At 60.2% G+C, this 20,426-nt stretch carries 23 protein-coding genes and 1 pseudogene; 9 read left to right on the forward strand and 15 right to left on the reverse strand.

Features of this window, described 5'->3' with window-relative positions; genetic code table 11:
- The first annotated feature begins 5 nt into the window (after positions 1–5).
- The 9 genes from flgE to NQE15_RS07755 are packed head-to-tail and all read left to right on the forward strand — an operon-like array spanning position 6 to position 9,485.
- Positions 6–1,322: a flagellar hook protein FlgE gene (gene flgE, locus NQE15_RS07715; RefSeq protein ID WP_265948145.1), complete on the forward strand. Its 1,317-nt coding sequence runs from the start codon at positions 6–8 to the stop codon at positions 1,320–1,322.
- A 21-nt stretch (positions 1,323–1,343) separates the two neighbouring features.
- The gene (locus NQE15_RS07720; RefSeq protein WP_265948146.1) at positions 1,344–2,087 is read left to right on the forward strand and encodes a flagellar basal body rod protein FlgF; all 744 of its coding nucleotides are present in this window, start codon (positions 1,344–1,346) and stop codon (positions 2,085–2,087) included.
- A gap of 13 nt (positions 2,088–2,100) precedes the next feature.
- On the forward strand, positions 2,101–2,883 hold the full coding sequence (gene flgG / locus NQE15_RS07725; protein WP_265948147.1) for a flagellar basal-body rod protein FlgG: 783 nt from the start codon (positions 2,101–2,103) through the stop codon (positions 2,881–2,883).
- A gap of 9 nt (positions 2,884–2,892) precedes the next feature.
- Positions 2,893–3,549: a flagellar basal body L-ring protein FlgH gene (locus tag NQE15_RS07730; RefSeq protein WP_265948149.1), complete on the forward strand. Its 657-nt coding sequence runs from the start codon at positions 2,893–2,895 to the stop codon at positions 3,547–3,549.
- A gap of 23 nt (positions 3,550–3,572) precedes the next feature.
- Positions 3,573–4,667, forward strand: coding sequence for a flagellar basal body P-ring protein FlgI (locus tag NQE15_RS07735; protein ID WP_265948151.1), 1,095 nt, complete (start codon positions 3,573–3,575; stop codon positions 4,665–4,667).
- 9 nt (positions 4,668–4,676) lie between these two features.
- Complete coding sequence (flgJ, locus tag NQE15_RS07740) at positions 4,677–5,639, forward strand: flagellar assembly peptidoglycan hydrolase FlgJ (protein WP_265948153.1); 963 nt, start codon at positions 4,677–4,679, stop codon at positions 5,637–5,639.
- Between the two features lie 50 nt (positions 5,640–5,689).
- On the forward strand, positions 5,690–7,732 hold the full coding sequence (gene flgK, locus NQE15_RS07745; RefSeq protein ID WP_265948155.1) for a flagellar hook-associated protein FlgK: 2,043 nt from the start codon (positions 5,690–5,692) through the stop codon (positions 7,730–7,732).
- A gap of 11 nt (positions 7,733–7,743) precedes the next feature.
- Positions 7,744–9,024 carry a flagellar hook-associated protein FlgL gene (flgL, locus tag NQE15_RS07750; protein ID WP_265948157.1) on the forward strand — a complete coding sequence of 427 codons (1,281 nt, stop codon included), beginning with the start codon at positions 7,744–7,746 and terminating at the stop codon, positions 9,022–9,024.
- Positions 9,021–9,485: a hypothetical protein gene (locus NQE15_RS07755; protein ID WP_265948159.1), complete on the forward strand. Its 465-nt coding sequence runs from the start codon at positions 9,021–9,023 to the stop codon at positions 9,483–9,485. Before flgL ends, NQE15_RS07755 begins: the two co-directional genes overlap by 4 nt.
- Positions 9,486–9,514: 29 nt before the next feature.
- Here the strand turns inward: NQE15_RS07755 and fliR are convergent, their stop codons facing one another.
- The 15 genes and pseudogenes from fliR to fliF all read right to left on the reverse strand — a co-directional run bounded on the left by fliR (position 9,515) and on the right by fliF (position 20,258).
- Positions 9,515–10,297 carry a flagellar biosynthetic protein FliR gene (fliR, locus tag NQE15_RS07760; protein WP_265948161.1) on the reverse strand — a complete coding sequence of 261 codons (783 nt, stop codon included), beginning with the start codon at positions 10,295–10,297 and terminating at the stop codon, positions 9,515–9,517.
- Position 10,298: 1 nt separating this feature from the next.
- On the reverse strand, positions 10,299–10,568 hold the full coding sequence (gene fliQ / locus NQE15_RS07765) for a flagellar biosynthesis protein FliQ (RefSeq protein ID WP_265948163.1): 270 nt from the start codon (positions 10,566–10,568) through the stop codon (positions 10,299–10,301).
- A complete protein-coding gene (gene fliP, locus NQE15_RS07770; protein WP_265948165.1) occupies positions 10,565–11,311 on the reverse strand; it encodes a flagellar type III secretion system pore protein FliP in 747 nt (248 codons plus the stop codon). The genes fliQ and fliP overlap by 4 nt, the downstream gene beginning before the upstream one ends.
- On the reverse strand, positions 11,304–11,525 hold the full coding sequence (locus NQE15_RS07775; protein WP_265948167.1) for a FliO/MopB family protein: 222 nt from the start codon (positions 11,523–11,525) through the stop codon (positions 11,304–11,306). The genes fliP and NQE15_RS07775 overlap by 8 nt, the downstream gene beginning before the upstream one ends.
- The gene (locus NQE15_RS07780; protein WP_265948169.1) at positions 11,522–11,728 is read right to left on the reverse strand and encodes a hypothetical protein; all 207 of its coding nucleotides are present in this window, start codon (positions 11,726–11,728) and stop codon (positions 11,522–11,524) included. The genes NQE15_RS07775 and NQE15_RS07780 overlap by 4 nt, the downstream gene beginning before the upstream one ends.
- Positions 11,729–11,771: 43 nt before the next feature.
- Positions 11,772–12,215, reverse strand: a complete 444-nt coding sequence (gene fliN, locus NQE15_RS07785) for a flagellar motor switch protein FliN (RefSeq protein ID WP_416336508.1) — start codon at positions 12,213–12,215, stop codon at positions 11,772–11,774.
- Positions 12,208–13,224, reverse strand: a complete 1,017-nt coding sequence (fliM, locus tag NQE15_RS07790; RefSeq protein ID WP_265948171.1) for a flagellar motor switch protein FliM — start codon at positions 13,222–13,224, stop codon at positions 12,208–12,210. Before fliM ends, fliN begins: the two co-directional genes overlap by 8 nt.
- A gap of 6 nt (positions 13,225–13,230) precedes the next feature.
- Complete coding sequence (locus NQE15_RS07795; protein ID WP_265948173.1) at positions 13,231–13,710, reverse strand: flagellar basal body-associated FliL family protein; 480 nt, start codon at positions 13,708–13,710, stop codon at positions 13,231–13,233.
- 115 nt (positions 13,711–13,825) lie between these two features.
- On the reverse strand, positions 13,826–14,200 hold the full coding sequence (locus NQE15_RS07800; RefSeq protein ID WP_416336509.1) for a flagellar hook-length control protein FliK: 375 nt from the start codon (positions 14,198–14,200) through the stop codon (positions 13,826–13,828).
- 44 nt (positions 14,201–14,244) lie between these two features.
- Entirely contained in the window at positions 14,245–14,691 is a 447-nt protein-coding gene (locus NQE15_RS07805) for a hypothetical protein (protein WP_265948175.1), read from the reverse strand.
- Positions 14,692–14,923: 232 nt separating this feature from the next.
- The gene (gene fliJ, locus NQE15_RS07810; protein ID WP_265948178.1) at positions 14,924–15,376 is read right to left on the reverse strand and encodes a flagellar export protein FliJ; all 453 of its coding nucleotides are present in this window, start codon (positions 15,374–15,376) and stop codon (positions 14,924–14,926) included.
- Positions 15,377–15,382: 6 nt separating this feature from the next.
- Complete coding sequence (fliI, locus tag NQE15_RS07815) at positions 15,383–16,798, reverse strand: flagellar protein export ATPase FliI (protein WP_265948180.1); 1,416 nt, start codon at positions 16,796–16,798, stop codon at positions 15,383–15,385.
- Positions 16,783–17,211 (reverse strand): FliH/SctL family protein, encoded by a 429-nt coding sequence (locus NQE15_RS07820; RefSeq protein WP_265948182.1) that lies wholly within the window; start codon positions 17,209–17,211, stop codon positions 16,783–16,785. The genes fliI and NQE15_RS07820 overlap by 16 nt, the downstream gene beginning before the upstream one ends.
- Positions 17,212–17,510: 299 nt before the next feature.
- Complete coding sequence (fliG, locus tag NQE15_RS07825; protein ID WP_265948185.1) at positions 17,511–18,515, reverse strand: flagellar motor switch protein FliG; 1,005 nt, start codon at positions 18,513–18,515, stop codon at positions 17,511–17,513.
- Positions 18,505–20,258: pseudogene (gene fliF, locus NQE15_RS07830) on the reverse strand (flagellar basal-body MS-ring/collar protein FliF). The gene fliG and the pseudogene fliF overlap by 11 nt, the downstream one beginning before the upstream one ends.
- Positions 20,259–20,426: the final 168 nt, after the last annotated feature.

The following is a 20,426-nucleotide window of genomic DNA, read 5'->3' on the forward strand; positions in this document are numbered from 1 at the left end:
AAAAAATGGCATTCCAGCAAGCATTGAGCGGTCTCAATTCCTCTTCCAAGGCGATTGACGCGACCAGCCACAATATAGCGAACTCCAGTACCGTCGGCTTCAAGGCCTCGACCGCCCACTTCGGTGATGTCTATGCGGCATCTCTGGCCGGAGCCGGGGCCAGCCAGATCGGTATCGGCGTCAATCTCGCCGCCGTTCAGCAGCAATTCACCCAAGGCAACATCACCTCGACCAACAATCCGCTGGATATCTCGATCAACGGTGCCGGCTTCTACCGCATGGATCAGAACGGGGCGACGACCTATACCCGCAACGGTCAGTTCCATCTCGACAAGAACGGCTTCATCATCAACGATCAGGCCATGCAGCTGACCGGCTATCCGGCCCAGGCCGGCATCATCGTGCCCACGACGCCGCAGCCCTTGCAGATTTCGGCATCGGACCTCGCGCCGCAGGCGACCGGTCTCAATGCCAGCAGCACTTTCAACGGGATCAAGGCCAATCTGAACTTCGACTCGCGGTCGACCGTGCCCGCCTCGCCCTGGGTCAATGGCGGGGCTGCCGGCAGCGTGGGGGCCTACACCCCCGATCCGCAGACCTATAACTACTCCACGGCCTTGTCGATCTACGACACGCTGGGCAATGCCCACACCATGACCTATTACTTCCGCAAGACGGCAGCTGCTGGTCAGTGGGAGGTTTACGCGAATGTCGACGGGACGACCAACCAGAACATTACCCCTGGCGGTGGCCCGATGGGCACCCTGACATTCGGGACAACTGGTGCGATCACCGCCGGCAACCCGATGAACGTCTCGGTGAACATGCTCGGCATCATGCAGAGTCTGGGCCAGCCCGCAGGCAATGGCGCCCAGGCCGTGCAAGCCTTTCCGGTCGACTTCACCGGGACGACTCAATTCGGCAGCGCCTTCGGCACCAACCGCCTGGAACAGGACGGCTACGCGGCCGGGCATCTGGTCGGGCTTTCGGTCGGCTCGGACGGCATCATCCAGGGGCGCTACAGCAACGGTCAGACCTTTGCCCAGGGCCAGATCGTGCTGGCCAATTTCACCAACCCGAATGGCCTGCAGGCGCTGGGCAACAACCAGTGGAGCGAGAGTTCGAGTTCCGGGGCGCCTTTGGTCGGCGCGCCCAATACCTCCAGTCTGGGCGTCCTCTCCTCATCGACGGTGGAAGAGTCGAATGTCGACCTGACCGCCGAACTGGTCAACCTGATCACCCAGCAGCGCAACTACCAGGCCAATGCGCAGTCGATCAAGACCCAGGACCAAGTGATGCAGACCCTGGTCAATCTGCGTTAATCGACCGACTGAGCCGCTGACATGGATCGTCTGATCTACACCGCAATGACCGGCGCCAAGCATGTCTTCATGCAGCAGGCCGGTACCGCGAACAATCTGGCCAACGCCAGCACGATCGGCTTCAAGGCCCAGGAGCACCGCTTCCGGGCCGTGCCGGTGCTTGGCGAAGGCATGCCCACGCGGGCCTTCGTGGTCGATGCTTCAGTCAGCGACGTAATGAATGAAGGCCCGCTGATGTTCACCGGGCGCAACCTTGATGTCGCGGTCAACGGCAGGGGCTGGATCGCCGTACAGTTGCCCGATGGCAGCGAGGCCTACACGCGTGCCGGTAGTCTGGATGTCGATGTCACCGGCTTGTTGCAAACCAAGAGCGGTCACACGGTGGCCGGCGATGGCGGTCCGATCAACATCCCGCCCGATAACGTCATCGAGATCGCACCGGACGGCACGGTTTCCGTCGTGCCATCTTTCGGTACCCCCAACAACGCCAACGCGATTGGCCGGATCAAGCTGGTCGATCCCCCGGAAACCGACTTGGTGCGCGGTGCCGACGGCCTGTTCCGGCTGCGCGACGGGCAGGCCGCACCGGCCGAGGAACGCGTCAAGCTGGCCTCCGGGACGCTTGAAGGCAGCAACGTCAATGTGACGGATGCCATGGTCAATCTGATCAGCCTGGCCCGTCAGTTCGAGATGCAGATCAAGATGCTGCAGACCGCCGATACCAATGCCCAGCGCGCCGACCAGTTGCTGTCGCTGAACGCCTGATAGGACATAAATCATGATCCGTTCCCTATGGATTGCTCGCACCGGCCTCGATGCCCAGCAGACCCAGCTCGACGTCATCGCCAACAACCTGGCCAACGTCAGCACCAATGGCTTCAAACGCTCGCGGGCGGTATTCGAGGATCTGCTTTACCAGACGCTCCGCCAGCCCGGCGCCCAGTCGTCGCAACAGACGCAGATACCGACCGGCCTGCAACTGGGGACCGGCGCCCGGCCAGTGTCGACGGCGCGCATCTTCACCCAGGGCAATATTCAGAAGACCGACAACGCGCTCGATGTCGCCGTCCAGGGCAATGGCTTTTTCCAGATACTGCTGCCTGACGGAACGACGGGCTATACGCGCGACGGTTCCTTCCAGAAGGATAACCAGGGACAGATCGTGACGTCGGACGGTTATCCCCTGTCACCGAATATCACGATCCCGGCAGACGCGCTGTCGGTTTCGATTGGTAGCGATGGTACGGTGTCCGTTACCCAGCCGGGCAATGCGGCCACGACCCAGATCGGCAGCATCCAACTGGCTACCTTCATCAATCCGGCCGGCCTGCAAAGCATGGGCCAGAACCTGTACCTGGAAACCGCGGCTAGCGGCACGCCGACCCCGAACACCCCGGGAACCAACGGTGCCGGCAATGTCAATCAGGGTTACGTCGAAACCTCCAACGTCAATGTGGCGGAGGAACTGGTGACCATGATCCAGACCCAGCGCGCCTACGAACTGAATTCCAAGGTGATTTCGACATCAGATGCCATGCTCGGCCGCCTGACCCAGCTCTGAGGTAAAGCCATGAAACGTCTTGTCCTGCTCAGCCTGGTGGTGACTGCGGGCTGCACGACGGTACCGCCGACCAACATCCATCAGCCGATGTCGGCCCGCCCGGCGCCGCGCTACGAGAGCACGCTGGCCAATGGTTCGATCTATCAGGCGGCGAGCAGTCGGCCGCTGTTCGAAGACCGGCGGGCGCGCTACGTCGGCGACACGATTACCGTGACCATCACCGAAAACACCACGGCCTCGGCCAAGTCGAACAACAAGCTCGACAAGTCGAATGTCGGCAAGGCGTCGGTCGGTGCGCTATCGGTCTTGCCGGGGCAGAGCCTGCTCGGCCTCGACTACAACACCTCCAGTTCGAATGCCTTCAGCGGCAAGGGCGAGGCGGCCAACAACAACGTCTTCACCGGCAGCATCACGGCGACCGTGATCGATGTCCTGCCCAACGGCAATCTGCTGGTTTCCGGCGAGAAACAGTTGGCCATCGGCCACGAACAGGAGTTCGTGCGGATCTCCGGGGTGATCAATCCGAGCTTTGTCGATGCCAGCAATACCGTGGCTTCATCGAAGATCGCCGACGCCCGTATCGAGTACAAATCGGCCGGGCAGATCAGCGAAGGCCAGATCATGGGCTGGCTGGCACGCTTCTTCCTTAATGTGATGCCATTCTAGGAAAGTTCTCGCGGAGGCGCATCATGATTACCAACAGCGGCAAATGGTACCGGCAGGCGGCAATTGTGGCCGCTTGTCTGCTGCCGCTTTGCAGCCAGCCAGCGCTGGCCGAGCGCATCAAGGACCTGGCCAGCATCCAGGGGGTGCGTAACAACCAGCTGATTGGTTACGGCATCGTGGTCGGCCTCGACAATACCGGCGACCAGACGACCCAGACCCCGTTTACCACCCAGGCGATCGGCAACATGCTGTCGCAGATGGGGGTCAACCTGACCACCGAGCAGTCGCAGAAACTGCAGTTGAAGAATGTGGCGGCGGTGATGATCACCGCCAATCTGCCGGCCTTCGCCAAGCCCGGCCAGCCGATCGACGTCACCGTCTCGTCGATGGGCAATGCCAAGAGCCTGCGGGGTGGCACCCTGTTGTTGTCGCAGCTGAAGGGCGCTGACGGGCAGGTCTATGCCATGGCCCAGGGTAACGTCCTGGTCGGTGGTGCCGGCGCCTCGGCGGGCGGCTCCAAGGTCACTGTCAACCATTTGTCGGCGGGCCGGATTCCCAGCGGAGCGACAGTCGAACGCGCCGTTCCCACCGCCGTTGGGCAAGGCGGCTATGTCTTTTACGAACTGGCCGATAGCGATTTCGGTACGGCCCAGGTCGTTGTCGATGCCATCAACCGGAGCATGGGGCCGGGCACGGCGCAGGCGGTGGATGGCCGGCGGGTTGCCGTCCGGGCGCCAGAAGAGATGGATGCGCGGGTCGCTTTCCTGGGGCGGGTCGACAATCTGGATGTCAAGCGGGGCGCTGGCCTGGCCAAGGTGGTGGTCAATCCGCGTACCGGTTCGGTGGTGATGAATCAGAAAGTCACCCTCGAAGCCTGTGCGGTCGCTCACGGCAGCCTTTCGGTGGTAGTCGAAGGGGCGCAACCCCGGTTTGGGCAGAATGCCGACATTCAGGTCAAGCAAGACAACGGCAGCCTGATGAACATCAAGGCCGGGGCCAACCTCTCCGACGTGGTCAAGGCGCTGAATGCGCTGGGTGCCAACCCGCTTGATCTGCTCGCCATCCTGCAGGCGATGAAAGCTGCCGGCGCGTTGCGCGCCGAGCTCGAAATCATCTGAGGTCCGGCCATGTCGATCAAAATTCAGGACCTCCCGAATCGCGCAGCGTTCGATGTCAAATCGGCGCAGGATTTGCGCACCCAGTTCGCGAAGGATCCACAGCAGGGGCTGAAGGCGGCGGCGCAGCAATTCGAGACCATGTTTCTGCAAATGGTCATGAAGAGCATGCGCGATTCGGTACCCCAGGATGGCTTGCTCAACAGCGAGCAGTCGCGTTTCTATACCGGTCTGCTCGATCAGCAAATGGCCCAGAATCTGGCGACCAGCGGCAAGGGTGTCGGTTTTGCCCGGCTGATCGAACAGCAACTGGGGCGAACGGTCACCAGCCCCGGCGAACTGTCGGCACCGGCTGAAGCGGCAAACACTGCCGGCAACGCCTTGCCGCTGTCCACCTCGGATGGCCGTCATCTGCAATACCGGACCGTGCTGAACAACCTCCCCACTTCGGCCTCCTATGGCGCGCCAGCGGCCGCCCCAGCTGCCAGCAATGGCGACGTGCCGGCCACGAGCAAGGATTTCGTCAATCGGGTCTGGCCGCACGCGGTCGAAGCGTCGCGCTCGACCGGCATCCCGCCGCAGTTCCTGGTCGCCCATTCGGCCCTGGAGAGCGGCTGGGGCAAGAACGAGCTCCGCCGGGCCGATGGCTCGAGCAGCCACAACCTGTTCGGTATCAAGGCCGGAAAGAACTGGTCTGGACAGACGGTTGAGGCGACGACCACCGAGTATGTCGACGGCAAGCCGCAGCAGGTGGTCGAGCGGTTCCGCGCCTATGCCTCGTATGAAGAGGGTTTTCGCGATTACGCCAATCTGCTGCGCGGCAACTCGCGCTATAGCGATGTGATCGGCTCCCAGGATGGCACGGAGTTTGCGAGACGTTTGCAACAGGCGGGTTATGCCACGGATCCGATGTATGCAGACAAACTCTCGCGCATCATCAATGGCCCGACCCTGCGGCAAGCACTGATCGGTTGATCGTCCTAAACTTTTGGGGCAATCGGTCGTTAACCTCAATGAGGTGAATGATGAGCACAGGGATTTTCAGCGTCGGCATCAGCGGTATCGCAGCAGCCCAATTGGGCTTGCTGACGACCGAGCACAATGTCGTCAATGCCAGTACGCCGGGTTATACCCGCCAGCGTACCGTCCAGGCGACCAATCTGGCGGTCAATACCGGGGCCGGGTCTATCGGGCAGGGCGTCCATGTGCAGACGATCGAGCGGCTGTACGATCGTTTTCTGACTGGCCAAGTGACCTCCGCACAGTCTTCATTGAGCGAGATCGAGGCTTACTACACCGAAATCAAGCAAATCGACAATCTGCTGGCCGATCCGAGTGCCGGCCTGAGTCCGGCCTTGCAGGATTTCTTCAGTGGTGTTCAGCAGGTCGCGTCCAATCCTTCGCTGCTTTCCGCTCGGCAGTCGATGATCTCGTCGGCACAGACACTGGTCTCACGGTTTCAGTCGATCGATGCGCGACTCAGCGATCTGACCAGCGAAGTCAATGGGAAAATCCAGGATGCGGTCAGTTCGGTCAATTCCTACGCGACCCAGATCGCCGATCTGAACCAGCGCATCCTGGTTTCCGAGTCGTCCTACGGGCAGCCGGCCAACGATCTGCTAGATCAGCGCGACCAGCTGATCAACGACCTGAACAAGCTGATCAAGGTGTCGACAACGACCAACAGTGATGGCGGTTTCAACGTTTTCATCGGCTCCGGGCAGCAACTGGTGGTCGGTAACATCGCGATGCGAATGAGCTCGACGATGTCGAGTGCCGATCCCGAGAAAATGGTAGTTGGCCTGGAAACGGCAAACGGGGGCGTTCAGGAGCTGCCAGAGCGCTTGATCGTCGGTGGCGAGCTTGGCGGCTTGGTGAAATTCAGATCCGAGTCGCTGGACCGGGCGACCAACGAGCTGGGGCGGCTTGCCGCTTCAGTCGCCTTGACCTTCAATGCCCAGCATGCCTTGGGACAGGATCTGTTGGGACAGGCCAACGGCGATGCCGGCTTTAATGCCGACTTCTTTTCCGTTGGCTTGCTGAAACCTGAAGTCAGCGCCAACGCCAACAACGACAACACCGGTACGCCCGTGATTCAGGCCGCCTTCGCACCGCCGACCTACGGGCCGGAAGTCAATAACGGCAATTTCTTTACGAAGCTGACGACCAGCGATTATCAGCTGGCCAACACGGCGACCGGTTATACCTTGACCCGCTTGAGCGATAACAAGCAATGGGGGCCGTCCGCCCTAGGCGCTCTGTCGACCACGATACAAAGCGAGGAAGGCTTCTCGATCTCGCTTTCCGGCGCCGATGCAGTCGGCAATCGCTATCTGATTCGGCCGACCGAGAGTGCAGCAAAAAATCTGGCGATCAATCCGGTGGTTGCCGCCGACACCCGCATGGTCGCCGCAGCCACACCTTTTCGGACGAGTGCTGCGGGGAGCAATACCGGATCCGGCATTATTTCGAGCGGTACTGGCGTTCCAGGATTCAACACCAGTCTGCTGCCGGCGGCGGGGATCACCATTAGCTATGCTTCGGCGACCACACAGCTGTCCCTTGCCGGGGTGACGGCCGGGCAAACCATCACCTACAAGCCGCCCGGAGCGGCCGAGGTGTCGGTAGTCGCGCCGGCGACGATTCCTTATACGCAGGGGATGGCAGTCGCCGTCTCCGGCATGAGTTTCGTGATCAGTGGGGTGCCGGGTAACGGCGATACATTCAAGCTCGAGCGAAACACGGCGGCGACCAGCGATGGCCGCAATGCCCTGGCTATAGGCAAGTTGCAAACCCAGAATACGGTGGCCGGCGGCAGCGCAACCTTCCAGACGGCTTATGCGGAATTGGTGGCCAATAACGGAGTCAAAACCCGGGAACTCAAGGTCACCGGCGAGGCGCAGCAGGCGGTGCTCGATCAGGCACAAGCCAATCGCGATGCGCTTTCCGGTGTCAATCTCGACGAGGAAGCGGCCAACATGATCCGTTTTCAGCAGGCCTATCAGGCTTCGGCAAAGCTGCTCGAAGTGGGCAAGACCCTGTTCGACACCATACTTCAGATCAGCTGAAGGAGAATAACGTGAGAGTTAGTACTGCGCAGATTTTCGATTCCGGCACCCGCGGCATTGGCCGCAATCAGTCCGATCTCTTCAAGTTGCAGAATCAGATGGCGACTGGACGCAAGGTGCTGACCCCGGAGGATGATCCGATTGCTTCGGCTCAGGCGTTGGTCTTGACCCAGTCAAAAGAGGTTTCGTCGCAATACCTGAAGAATCAGGGTGATGCCAAGGGAAAGCTAGGTACGGTTGACGCACAGTTGAGCTCCCTGACCGACCTGCTGCAGAACGTGCGGGAAAGGGTCGTCCAGGCTGGGAACACGACCTTGACCAATACCGATCGCAGCCATATCGCACAGGAGCTGGAAGCCCGTTTTTCGGAATTGATGGGTATTGCCAATGCCCAGGATGGCGCCGGGAGTTATCTGTTCTCCGGCTACCAGGGGGCAGTCAAGCCGTTTTCGTTGAGCAATGCTGGCGCCACCTACGTCGGCGACGACGGGCAGCGCCTGCTGCAGGTTGAGGGCTCGCGGCAGATTCCCACCAATATTTCGGGACGGCAACTGTTTGAATCGATTCGTAGCGGCAACGGAACCTTCACGACGGCAACCGGCGGCAATACGGGTGGTGGCATCAATCAGGGAACTGCCCTTATTGATCAGGGCAGTGTCAATAACCAGAGCCTGTGGAGTCAGGCGCTGGTCAACGGTTATGGTGATGTCGAGATACGTTTCTCAGTGAATGCCGGGGTTACACAATACGAGCTTTACGATGCGTCGTCGAATACCTTGATTAGTGCCGCGCCCACGGATTTCGTCCCGGGCCAGACGATTTCCTTGCAGAAGACCACCGCGCCGGCTCAGGATTTCGGCGTGTCGGTTACTCTCCAGGGCAGCCCGGCTGCCGGCGACCGCTTCATGGTGGCGCCAAGCGCCAGCCAGAGCGTCTTTACGACCTTGCGCAATACCATCAACACCCTGAAGCAGGGTATAAATAGTGTGGGCTCTGGCAACAGCACAACCGAGTTCGTCAATGATCTGGGCGGAAATTTGCTGAATATCGATCAGGCACTGGAAAATATCACCGGGATGCGCGCCACCGTGGGCAGCCATCTGAAAGAGCTTGATTCGCTGGGCAGCGCCGGTGAGGATTTGCAGCTTCAATACGCCGCGTCGCTTTCCAATCTCCAGGACCTGGATTACGCCAAGGCGATTACCGACATGGCCAGAAAGCAGCTACAGCTCGAAGCCGCCCAGCTTTCCTTCAAGCAGATCAGCCAGCTCAGCCTGTTCAGCATCCTATGAAAGCAGCGCCTCTCCTGATCGCCTCTGCTGTTGCTCTCTCCGGTTGCAGCACAGCCGGGTCGACTGCCTCTCCCCTGATTCCCGACAAAGCGATTCAGCTGACTGCAAAAACTTCGGTATCGCTGTCGACATTGGCGACGGTGGCGGTTATCGCGGCAGCGATTTATATCGTTTACGATCCGCTTGCCCCCAATTGGGAAATCGAGGAGTCCAGACTCAACGAGAGTACCTACCGGTTTTCGCTGAAAATGAAGCGTTATCATACTGGTGGCGCCGGGGAGTCGATTCAGATACTGAAGCGCCGGGCCAGCCAGCTTCAGTACGAACAGGGCTTTGGCAGCTATCAGATTCTTGAATACACCGAAGGCATCGAGTCGCAAACCATCGGCGCACGTCGTATGGCCGAAGGCGTTGTCAAGCTGGTGCAGCCCCAGCAGGCGGACTCGTTCCTGCAGAACTAGTGCCAGCCTCTGGCTCTGTGGTACTAGCCTTACTTGCCGGAGACCGCGAAGCCGAGCATTGCGCTCATCGCGATCTCGAATACTCCCTGAATCGGCGTCGCCAGGTAATTCATACTGATCGCCAGGACTACGAAGCCGCCGATCAGCGTCAGCGGGAAACCGAGCGCAAAGATGTTAAGTTGCGGTGCAGCGCGAGTCAGGACCGCCAGGGCAACGTTGGTGATCATCAGGGCGACGACGATCGGTAGTGCCAGCAGTAGACCGGCCGAGAATATTTTGCCCCCCAGTTCCGCAAGATTTAGCCAGGAGCCATTGCCTAACGGGGTCGGGCTGACCGGAATAGCCGAGAAGCTCTGGGCCAGCGTGGCGAAGTAGAGCAGGTGGCCGTTCATGGATAGAAAGAGCAACAGGGCGATCAAATTCACCAATTCGGCAATCACCGGCGTTTGCGATGCGCTGAGCGGATCGTAAAAGGTGGCGAATCCGAGCCCCATCTGAAATCCAATGAACTCACCCGCCAGATCGAAGGCCGCGAACACGATGCGGGCGGCAAAACCCATGCCGATGCCAATCAACATTTGCTGGAACATGATCCACAGCCCGCCGAGGGAGGCCGGGGCAACCGATGGCATGTCCGGGAGTCCGGGGGCCAGTGCTACGGTGATGGCGAGGGCGAGGATCAGGCGGGTTTGGCGCGGAGCCCCGGCCGTACTCCACAGCGGTGCCGAGGCGACGAAAGCCAGGATGCGAGCGAGCGGAAAGATGAAGGCGACGATCCAGGCATCGATCTGGGTGGATTCGATGCTCAGCATGTCAGCCGATCAATTGCGGAATGCTTCCGAACAGGCGCTGGATGTAATCGACCAGGTACTGAAGCATCCAGGGGCCGACCAGTAGCAGCACGATGAACATCGCAACCAGTTTGGGAACGAATTGCAGCGTCGATTCGTTGATCTGGGTGGCGGCCTGAAAGATACTGATGATCAGGCCAACGACCAGCGCCGTCAGCAAAATGGGGGCAGAGATGATCAAGGTCACCTCGATTGCCTGGCGGCCAATTTCCATGACGGTACCCGGCGTCATGGCGAGAAGCTCTGGACCAGCGAGCCGATGACCAGATGCCAGCCATCGACGAGGACGAAGAGCATCAACTTGAAGGGCAGAGCGACCATCACCGGGGACATCATCATCATGCCCATCGACATCAGCAGGCTGGCTACCACCATGTCGATCACCAGAAAGGGAATGAACAGGATGAAACCGATCTGGAAGGCTGTTTTCAGTTCGCTGATCACGAAGGCCGGGACCAGGATGCGAAGCGGGATGTCGTCGGGCTTTTCGAGCTTGTCGATTTTGGCGATGCCGGCAAAGAGCGCGAGGTCGGATTCGCGGGTCTGCTTGAGCATGAAGCCGCGCATCGGCACAGCGGCGCGCTCCGCTGCCTGCAAGATGTTGATCTTGTTTTCGGAGAGCGGCAGATAGGCTTCGCTATAAACCCTTTCGAGCACCGGACTCATGACGAAAAAAGTCAGAAACAGCGCGAGGCCGACCAGAACCTGATTCGGCGGCGAAGTCTGCGTGCCTAGGGCGTGCCTGAGCAGGGAGAGGACGATGATGATGCGGGTAAATCCGGTCATCATCAGCACGGCGGCCGGGATGAAGGTTAGCGCCGTCATCAGCACCAGCGTCTGGATGGTCAGCGAATAGGTGGTGCCGCCACCGGCCGCCGGGCTGCTGGTAATGGCTGGCAGGCCGCCGGCTCCCTGGGCAAGGGCCAACCCCGCCGGCAGCAGCAGGGCGACGACGGCAAGCAGCCACCTAATCATTTTTGCGGCGCTCGGCAATGCCCTGCAGCCATTGCGTAAACGGCTTCTCCGCCGAGCTTGGCAGGCCGTCAGCAGGAATGGCCGCACCTTTTTCCAGCCGGTGCAGCGTGCGGATCTGTCCGGGAACGATGCCGATGACCAGCCATTCGTCGCCGACCTCCAGGAGGACGATGCGTTCGCGGGGGCCGAGGGCAACCCCGCCGACAATCTTCATTCCGCCCTGGCCGAAGCCCTTGCCCCGGAGACCTTTCTGGCCAGCCAGGCCGTACCGATTAGCAGGGCCACGATCAGGGCCAGGGCCAGCGCCGCCTGGACGTAGGTGCCTGTAGACACTGTCGGGGCAGCCGTTTCGGCGGCGTCGGCAGCAAAAGGTATGAGCAGGGAGAGAAAGCGTAGCAAGCGTGAAGCCCGTGGCATCTGGTAGTCAGGGCGATATCTTAAAGCAAACTTGCCGGGGCGTTTAGCGATTGAGTTTTCGCATCCGCTCGGATGGCGTGATGATGTCGGTCAGGCGAATGCCGAACTTGTCGTTGACGACAACTACTTCGCCCTGGGCGATCAGGGTGCCGTTGACCAGAACATCCATCGGTTCGCCGGCCATGGCATCGAGTTCGACCACCGAGCCGTGTGCCAGCTGGAGCAGGTTCTTGATTGTGATCTTGGTACGGCCGAGTTCAACGGTAATCTGGACCGGGATGTCCAGAATCATGTCGAGCTCGTTCATCATGCCGGCATTGCCCGCATGACCGCCGAACGAGGGGAAGATGTCCGCCGGCTGGGCAGCCTCGGTGATCGTCGAATCGGTGACGGCCTGCTCGGCCATCGCGGCCGCCCAGTCATCCTCACTGATCTGTCCATCGTCCTCGGCGATCGGGTTTTCCACATTTTCCATTTCGTCAGCCATTTTTTTCTCCCATCGCCAGCTCGGGGGCTGGTGCGTCGGGCGATGATGCGACAAATCGCTCGACTTTCAGTGCATATTGACCGTTCTGCTGGCCGTAGGAACATTCCATCAACGGTACGTTGTCGACCAGGGCTTCGATATGCTCAGGGATATGGAACGGAATGACATCGCCCGCCTTGAGTTTGAGTATCTGCCCGAGCGTGATTTTACCGGAACCCAGGTGGGCAACGATTTCGACTTCGGCACCTTGAAGCTGTTTGCGCAGGGTGCCGATCCAGCGTTTGTCGGAAGATAGCTGGTCGCTTTGCATCGTGCTGTAAAGCAAGTCGCGGATCGGCTCCAGCATCGAGTAGGGGAAGCAGATGTGCATGTCGGCCGTCGCCCCGCCGAACTCCAGCGTGAAGGTCGTCGACACGACGATTTCTGACGGCGTCGCGATATTGGCAAACTGGGAATTCATCTCCGAGCGCACGTACTCGAAATTGATGTCGTGTACCGGCTTCCATGATTTGCTGTATTCGGCGAAGACGACGTTGAGCAGGCCCTGAATGATCCGTTGTTCGGTTGCCGTGAAATCACGGCCTTCGACCCGGGTATGGAAGCGACCATCGCCGCCGAACATGTTGTCCACTACCAGAAAAACAAGGTTGGGGTCGAATACGAACAATGCTGTGCCGCGCAGGGGTTTGGCAATCACCAGGTTCAGGTTGGTCGGGACGACCAGATTGCGGATAAATTCGCTGTACTTTTGCACACGGATCGGACCCACCGAGATTTCGGCGTTTCGATGCATGTAATTGAACAGGCCGATCCGGAGATAGCGGGCAAAGCGTTCGTTGACCAGTTCCAGCGTCGGCATTCGCCCACGCACGATACGTTCCTGCGTACCAATGTTGTACGCACGAATCCCCCCGCCGTCACCATCGCCTGCATCAGGCTCGTCGGCTTCGCCGGTGACGCCCTTGAGTAGAGCGTCAACCTCGTCCTGGGAAAGAAAGTCGCCTGCCATGGCTCCTTACTGGATGATGAACGATGTGAATAGAACAGACTTGACCGGACCCTCGGCGTGAATGACTTCACCCTTCTTGTTTTTCTCCGGTGGTTCGGCGACGTTGTTGATTTCTGCCTTCAGCTGTTCGGCAAGGCGCTCCTTGCCTTCCTTCGGCAATAGTTCCGAGGCCTTCTTGGAAGACAGCAGCAAGGTGATGTTGTTGCGAATCTTCGGCATCAGGGACTTCAGCATCGGCTCCGAGGCGACATCCTCAATTTCCAGCGAAAGCATGACCTGGAGGTACTGATCGCCGGTTTCCGGAACAAGATTGACTGTGAAGGCATCAAGGTTGATGAAAACTGGCGCGACATGCGCCTCCTTTTTCTTGTCCTTCTTTTTCGTCTTGGCCGTTTCGGCGGTGACTTCCTCGTCGTCCTCCGCAGGTTCGCTCTTGCTGAGCAGCATGAAGGCGGCGCCACCACCGGCAAGCACGACAACGAGCACGGCCGCCAGAATGATGATCAGCAGTTTTTTGCTTTTTTTCGGGGTTCTACCCCTTCCTCTGCTGGCTTGGCGTCTTTTGCCATGTTATTTCCTCTTTAGACGATCCCTGGTTTGGTCAGGCAAACAAGTCAACCATGCCGCGCCCCCGGTGTATAACCGCGCTGCCAGCTATGTTTGCCGCTTTCTCATTGGCCGGAAGTATAGCGTTTTCGTTTGCTGAGCGGTTCCCGTTCGCGCCTTGGAAGGCATGCTCCTGATTCTGTTGGGACAGATTGGCGCCGACGTTGGACTGGCCGAGATTGATGCCTGCGGAGGAAAGCATTTCTTTTAGTTGCGGTAGGGCGCTTTCGATGGCCTGTCTGACTTCGGCGTGAGGCGAGGCAAAAGCCAGCGTGGCTTGGTCGCCACTCAGATTCAGCGTGATCTGGATCGGGCCCAGTTGCGGCGGGTTGATGTTGATTTGTGCCGATTGTTGATCGTTTTTGGCCATCCAGACGACCTTGTCGCCAAACTGCTTTGGCCAAGCGTTTTCATTCAGATGGGCGGCAATGCCGGGGGGGGCGAGGTGGCGCCTGCGTCCTGCAGCGGACGTCCGCTGGCCAGGCCGCCTGTCGGGTTGGATAGTGTGGTGGGCGAGTTTTCCAGAGGGGACGCTTCGGCGGCAATATTTGCCGCTTCGTTTGGCAGAAGTCGATTGAAGCTCTTCGTAATATTGCCGGCCAGGGCCAATTTTTCAGATGCCTTGGTGGTATCGGCGATGCCGGTTTTGCCCTGCTCGCGAACGTCCGGTAGCTCTCGGATGCCCTTGTCGCCAACCGCCGGCTGTGTCCCAAGTACCCCCTTTGCCGTCTTCTCCGCCAGGGGATCGATTACCCCTGTGCTGCGGATTACCATTTCCGGTGCTTGTTGTGCATTGCCAATCAGTGCGGCAATCTCGGCGGGATCGACCGCTGACGGCTGATCGTCAAGTTCGGTGGTCATCAGGGGCGCCTCAGCGCTTGCCGTTGGGAGTAGGTTCTTGAGCTCCCCGGAGAGCAGTGCGGCAAAGTCGCCGGGAATGCCTTCCGCGCCTGTCGCGGCGGTCGAGGGCGCCGATGCCACGGTAGCAGTGGCGCTGGCGGAGCCTGTGGAAACGACGCTAATACCCATTGCTATTCCTTGAGGGGCAGTTGTTCTGCCAAGGAATAAGCAATGTCTGTGCCGGAGCCGGTTTTTAGTTTTCCGGGTTGTCCTTAATGCTGAATTTTCGGGTGGAGAACTCGTCCTGCAGTTTTTGTTCCTGCTTGTTTTCCCGATAACGTTCCCGCGCATCGTGGCGTTGCGACAAGGTGTCAATCGCCTTGAGCTGCTTGTTCTGGGCTTGCCACTGGGTCTGTCCGGCCTTGGTGCTGCGCTCCGAGGTCTCGACGGCGATGCGCTGCTGAGTGATTGCTTCGTCGATGCGACCGAGAAAATCCTGATAGTTGCGCAGGATCAGGCGGGTGATGCCCTGAGCCGTCGCGTCGCGCATCCGCTGGGCGTATTCCTCGCGGTACTGCTCAAGCATCTGCAGGCGGCTGCGCTGGCTCTGCTCGGCGGCTATCAGCTGGCCCAGCTTGCGCGTTGCCTCGTCGGCACGGGTCTGCATGATTTCAAGCAGCGGCTGCAGGGAAAAGGCTTGGGTCATCCGTTATCAGAACAGTGATTTGAGGGCATGCAGACTGGCCGCGAAGTCCGATTGTTCGGAGAGTTGCTGTTGCAGAAAGCTCTCCATCCGGGGATAGAGTCCGATCGCCTGATCGAGCACCGGGTCGGAACCAGGTACGTAGGCGCCCACCGAAATCAAGTCGCGGGAGCGCTGGTAGCGGGCGAACAATACCTTGAATTTGCGGATCTGGTCCATATGCGGTGCATCAATCAGATTGACCATGGCCCGGCTGATCGACTGTTCGATGTCGATGGCCGGGTAATGCCCGGCATCGGCCAGGGTGCGTGAAAGCACGATGTGGCCGTCGAGAATCGCCCGGGCGGAGTCGGCAATCGGGTCCTGCTGATCATCGCCTTCGGCCAGGACGGTGTAGAAGGCAGTGATCGAGCCGCCACCTTCCTGGCCGTTGCCGGCCCGTTCGACGAGTTGGGGCAGACGGGCGAAGACCGATGGTGGATAGCCACGGGTTGCCGGCGGCTCGCCGATAGCGAGCGCGATTTCGCGCTGGGCCATGGCGTAGCGGGTCAGGGAATCCATGATCAGCAGAACCTGCTTGCCCTGGTCACGGAAATATTCGGCGATCGTGGTGGCGTAGGCTGCTCCCTGCAGGCGCATCAACGGCCCGGTGTCGGCCGGGGCGGCAACCACGACGGCGCGCCGCATGCCTTCTTCGCCGAGGATCTGTTCAATGAATTCCTTGACTTCGCGGCCCCGTTCCCCGATCAGTCCGACGACGATGACCTCGGCTTCGGTATAACGGGCCATCATGCCGAGCAGCACCGACTTGCCGACCCCGGAGCCGGCGAACAGTCCCATCCGCTGGCCTCGGCCCACCGTCAAGAGGCCATTGATGGCACGAATGCCGACATCCAGGGGCTGATCGATCGCGGCCCGCAGCATCGGATTGATTGGTCGGCTTTGCAGAGGGCGCGTGTGGTTTGCCAACAGCGGACCTTTGGCGTCGAGCGGGCGCCCCAGGCCATCGAGCACCCGGCCTAGCAATTCGTCGCCGACCGGACCCTGCTTGACCCGATCGATAGCTCGCCGACGAAACGGCGTCGGGCCGTCGATCCTCGGCTCGGGGCTGGGCGCTTCGAAGGCCACCACGCGTGAGCCGGGAGCCAGGCCGTAGAGATCGTCGGAGGGCATCAGGTAGAGCTTTTCGCCGGCGAAACCGACGACTTCGGCCTCGACCGGGGCGCCACTTTGCGGAAAGATGCGGCAGGAACTGCCGAGCGGTAGTTTGAGCCCGGCCGCCTCCATGACCAGGCCATTGATGCGGGTCAGGCGGCCGACTGCCCACAACGGTTGGGCATTGCCAACGGCCATCCGGCAGTTTTGCAGGAAGGTATTCCAGCGCGCCGTGTGCATCGGCTGTGGCGGAGTCAGGGGGTCAGCCATTCCCGGGGCTCGGTGCCGATGGCCTCGAGGACGCGCTTCCAACGCGTCTCGATGGTCGCATCGATCTCACTGGCGCCGGCCTCGAGCAGGCAGCCGCCGGGGGAGATTGCGCTGTCTTCGACGATCTGCGTGCCAGTCTGGGCGAATTCCTCGCCGAGCAGGCTGCGGACATGTCCGGCATCCCCCGGGTTGAGCCGGAGAACGATATGGGCGTGGTGGAGCGGGAGGGTAGTCACGGCTTCCCGGATGATCGGTAACAGCATATCGGCCTTCGCGGCGATCATGCCGCGGGTCAGTTGCGCTGCCACTTCCAGTGCCAAAGATAGCAACTCGTCGGCAACCGACTGATCGATTCCATCGAGTGCCAGTTTCAGATTGCTGATCAGGGTATTAAAGCGTTGCGCATCCTGCAAGGCACTTTCCCGTGCCTGTTGCTCGCCGGCTATCTTTCCTTCAGCAAAGCCGGCGGCGTACCCGGCGGCATGGGCTGCTTCATGGATGCGTTCGATATCCTCGACGGTAGGCAGCGTGACGGTATTCTCGACCGTGGCCGTGGCCGTGGCCTGGGCTGGCTGTTCCGGGACCGGCTCCGCGACGGTCGGTGCCGGGGCTACGGGGGTGCGGCGGGCTTCTTGTCGAAGGAGCCGGCTTGCCAGCGCTGGAAATTGGCGAGTTCTTCCTTGGGAATAATCACGAGATGGTGCCCCGGGCCTTAAATCATTTGCTCGCCGCCGGCGCCACCGAGCACGATCTGGCCTTCGTCGGCCAGGCGGCGGACGATCTTGAGGATTTCCTTCTGCTCGGCTTCGACTTCGGAGAGGCGGACCGGGCCCTTGGACTCGAGGTCTTCGCGCAGCATTTCGGCGGCGCGTTGCGACATGTTCTTGAAGATCTTTTCGCGCAGATCGGGCGAGGCGCCCTTGAGGGCGAGAATCAGCGAGTCCGACTGAACTTCGCGCAGGATGAGCTGGATCGAGCGGTCGTCGATATCCATCAGGTTCTCGAAAACGAACATTTCGTCGAGAATCTTCTGGGCCAGATCGGGGTCGTACTCGCGAATGGCGTCGACCACCGAGGTCTCGTTGGCGGTGCCGATAAAGTTGAGGATTTCGGCCACCGTCCGCACACCGCCCATGGCGGTCCGCTTGACGCTGGCCGAGCCGGACAGGATGCGCATCATTGCTTCATTCAGTTCGCGCAGGGCAGCCGGCTGGATGCCCTCCAGGGTTGCAATGCGCAGGACGACGTCGTTGCGCAGGCGCTCGGTGAAATGGTTGAGGATTTCACTGGCCTGGTCGTGCTCGAGGTGCACCAGGATGGTGGCGATGATCTGCGGGTGTTCGTTGCGGATCAGATCGGCAACGGTCGGTGCATCCATCCACTTCAGACCCTCGATTCCCGAGGTTTCGCCGCCTTGCAGGATGCGCGAAATCAGGTTGGAGGCCTTGTCGTCGCCCAGAGCCTTGGTCAACACCGAGCGGATGTAGTTGTCGGTGTCGACGTGGACGGCCGAGTGCTCCTCGGCGATCTTGTGGAATTCGTCGAGGACGCTTTCCACCTTGGTTCGCGGTACCGATTTCAGCGTTGCCATGGCGTGACCAAGTTTCTGGACTTCGCGTGGCCCGAGGTGCTTCAAAACCTCGGAGGCCTGGTCCTCACCGAGTGCAATGAGCAGCGTTGCCGCCTTTTCCAGGCCTTCTTCAGGATTAGCCGGCATTGGCACCTATCCAGTCCTTGATGATGTTGGCTACCGCCTTCGGATCGGCCTGGGCAATATCCCGCGCCTTCTGAACCTTGACGGCGTAATGATCGATACGGACCTCGGTGGCGCCTTCTTCGCCTTCCTCGCCGATCGTCGGGCCGCCGAAAAGGCCGCCACCGCCTTCGGCCTGGCCTTCGTGCTCCGCCCTGCCGTGTGGCGGGAACATGGTCTTCAGCGACGGCTGGATCACCTTGAAATAGAGCAGGGCGATGATCGCGGCGATGATCAGGTACTTGATCAGGTCTTTGAGGTAGGAAACGTTCTCTGGATCCTTCCACAGCGGAAGCTCGCTTTCGCTGCGGTCTACTGCCGTAAACGGCGCATTGGCTACCGAAATCGTATCGCCCCGTTCTTTATTAAAACCCATGGCCTCGCGGACCAGGTCGTTGATCTGCTTCATTTCCGCTTCGGCAAGCGGCTTGGTGATCGGCTTGCCATCCTTGGCGACATCCTTACGATGATTGACGACGACGGCGGCCGAGAGGCGGCGAATGTCGCCGATCGCTTGCTTGGTGTGGCGGATCGTCTTGTCGACTTCGTAATTGATGGTGGCGTTCTTGCTGGTACTGATCGGCTGGCCGGCCGCATTGAGCGGGGCGGTGATTCCGCCGACATCGATCTTGCCCTGGATGTCGCCGGGCTTTCCCTGTTGGCCGGGTTGTCCCGGTGTGGTGCCGGTGGCCGGCGAGGTTAGGGGGGCGGTGGCTGGGACCGGCGGCTGGTTGGTCAGGGCGCCGGGAACACCGCCGGCTGCCTGGTTGACGCTCGCCGTTTCGTTGTTTTGCCGGCTGCGGACGGTGGTGCTTTCCGGGGTGCCGTTCGGACGATAGCTTTCCGCCGTTTGCTCACTTTGCGAGAAATCGAGGTCGGCGGCGACCTGAACCTTGAAATTTTCAGCGCCCAGCATGGGTTTGAGAATTTCCTCAATGCGCCGGATGATGCCGCCCTCGATTTCGCGCACGTATTTGACTTGCGTCGGATCCAGGCCGGCTTCGGTGAGCTTGCTCTTGAGTTGGGAGAGCAGTGATCCATTCTGGTCGATCACCGTGACATTGGCCATCGGCAATTGCGGGACGCTCGATGAGATCAGGTGGGCAATACCGGCAATCTGGCTGTTGTCGAGTGCTCGACCGGGATACAGATTGAGCATGACCGAGGCGGTCGGTTTCTGTTCCTCGCGGACAAAGACCGAGGGTTTGGGTATGGCCAGGTGTACGCGGGCCGCCTGAACTGCACCGATGGACTGGATGGTGCGCGCCAATTCACCTTCGAGTCCGCGCTGATAGTTGACCTGTTCGGCAAACTGGCTGGTGCCGAATTTCTGGTTCTCCATCAGTTCGAAGCCGACCATGCCCCGCGGGGCAAGCCTTGAGAGGCCAGCTTCAGGCGAACTTCGTGGACGCGCTCGGCCGGGACCAGCAGGGCGCCGCTATCACTGAAACGGTGGGGAACGTTCTGGGCTTCGAGGATGGCGACAATGGCGCCGCCGTCTTTTTCCGTCAGATTGGAAAACAGCACTTTGTAGTCGGGCTGGCGGCTCCACAAAATGGAACCGACGATGACGGCCACGAGGGCCGCCAAAGCCACCATGAAAATGATTTTCTGCTGGTCACCGAGCCGGTTGAACGCCTCGCGCAGACGCTCCACGGGATTCGCGCCCGGTGCGGTTCCTGCCGTGGTTTCAGTCGTTGCTGCCATCAATGCCTGGTTAAATTGCGGTGAAACAGAAGAAGAATCAATAGAGAAGCCAAATTTTCCTAGAAATATTCTACTATTACCCGCGCCTAAGTCACCTTATCTTTTTCGATGTCCGCCCTGCCGGCAAGCCCTCCTGTAACTGATTCCGAAGCCAAAGCCGCCGAATTG

The organism is Dechloromonas sp. A34, from assembly GCF_026261605.1.
In the GTDB taxonomy this organism is placed as follows: Bacteria; Pseudomonadota; Gammaproteobacteria; order Burkholderiales; family Rhodocyclaceae; genus Azonexus.

What these genes read in the sequence shown, in the direction of transcription:
- NQE15_RS07720 (WP_265948146.1), top strand. Translation starts at nt 1,344, where the DNA reads ATGGATCGTCTGATCTACACCGCAATGACCGGCGCCAAGCATGTCTTC.
- NQE15_RS07755 (WP_265948159.1), top strand. Translation starts at nt 9,021, where the DNA reads ATGAAAGCAGCGCCTCTCCTGATCGCCTCTGCTGTTGCTCTCTCCGGT.
- NQE15_RS07735 (WP_265948151.1), top strand. Translation starts at nt 3,573, where the DNA reads ATGATTACCAACAGCGGCAAATGGTACCGGCAGGCGGCAATTGTGGCC.
- fliN (WP_416336508.1), bottom strand. Translation starts at nt 12,215, where the DNA reads ATGGCTGACGAAATGGAAAATGTGGAAAACCCGATCGCCGAGGACGAT.
- NQE15_RS07730 (WP_265948149.1), top strand. Translation starts at nt 2,893, where the DNA reads ATGAAACGTCTTGTCCTGCTCAGCCTGGTGGTGACTGCGGGCTGCACG.
- fliG (WP_265948185.1), bottom strand. Translation starts at nt 18,515, where the DNA reads ATGCCGGCTAATCCTGAAGAAGGCCTGGAAAAGGCGGCAACGCTGCTC.
- fliP (WP_265948165.1), bottom strand. Translation starts at nt 11,311, where the DNA reads ATGATTAGGTGGCTGCTTGCCGTCGTCGCCCTGCTGCTGCCGGCGGGG.
- NQE15_RS07780 (WP_265948169.1), bottom strand. Translation starts at nt 11,728, where the DNA reads ATGCCACGGGCTTCACGCTTGCTACGCTTTCTCTCCCTGCTCATACCT.
- fliI (WP_265948180.1), bottom strand. Translation starts at nt 16,798, where the DNA reads ATGGCTGACCCCCTGACTCCGCCACAGCCGATGCACACGGCGCGCTGG.
- fliR (WP_265948161.1), bottom strand. Translation starts at nt 10,297, where the DNA reads ATGCTGAGCATCGAATCCACCCAGATCGATGCCTGGATCGTCGCCTTC.
- NQE15_RS07805 (WP_265948175.1), bottom strand. Translation starts at nt 14,691, where the DNA reads ATGACCACCGAACTTGACGATCAGCCGTCAGCGGTCGATCCCGCCGAG.
- fliM (WP_265948171.1), bottom strand. Translation starts at nt 13,224, where the DNA reads ATGGCAGGCGACTTTCTTTCCCAGGACGAGGTTGACGCTCTACTCAAG.
- flgK (WP_265948155.1), top strand. Translation starts at nt 5,690, where the DNA reads ATGAGCACAGGGATTTTCAGCGTCGGCATCAGCGGTATCGCAGCAGCC.
- flgE (WP_265948145.1), top strand. Translation starts at nt 6, where the DNA reads ATGGCATTCCAGCAAGCATTGAGCGGTCTCAATTCCTCTTCCAAGGCG.
- flgJ (WP_265948153.1), top strand. Translation starts at nt 4,677, where the DNA reads ATGTCGATCAAAATTCAGGACCTCCCGAATCGCGCAGCGTTCGATGTC.
- flgG (WP_265948147.1), top strand. Translation starts at nt 2,101, where the DNA reads ATGATCCGTTCCCTATGGATTGCTCGCACCGGCCTCGATGCCCAGCAG.
- NQE15_RS07775 (WP_265948167.1), bottom strand. Translation starts at nt 11,525, where the DNA reads ATGAAGATTGTCGGCGGGGTTGCCCTCGGCCCCCGCGAACGCATCGTC.
- fliJ (WP_265948178.1), bottom strand. Translation starts at nt 15,376, where the DNA reads ATGACCCAAGCCTTTTCCCTGCAGCCGCTGCTTGAAATCATGCAGACC.
- fliQ (WP_265948163.1), bottom strand. Translation starts at nt 10,568, where the DNA reads ATGACGCCGGGTACCGTCATGGAAATTGGCCGCCAGGCAATCGAGGTG.
- NQE15_RS07800 (WP_416336509.1), bottom strand. Translation starts at nt 14,200, where the DNA reads ATGGCCAAAAACGATCAACAATCGGCACAAATCAACATCAACCCGCCG.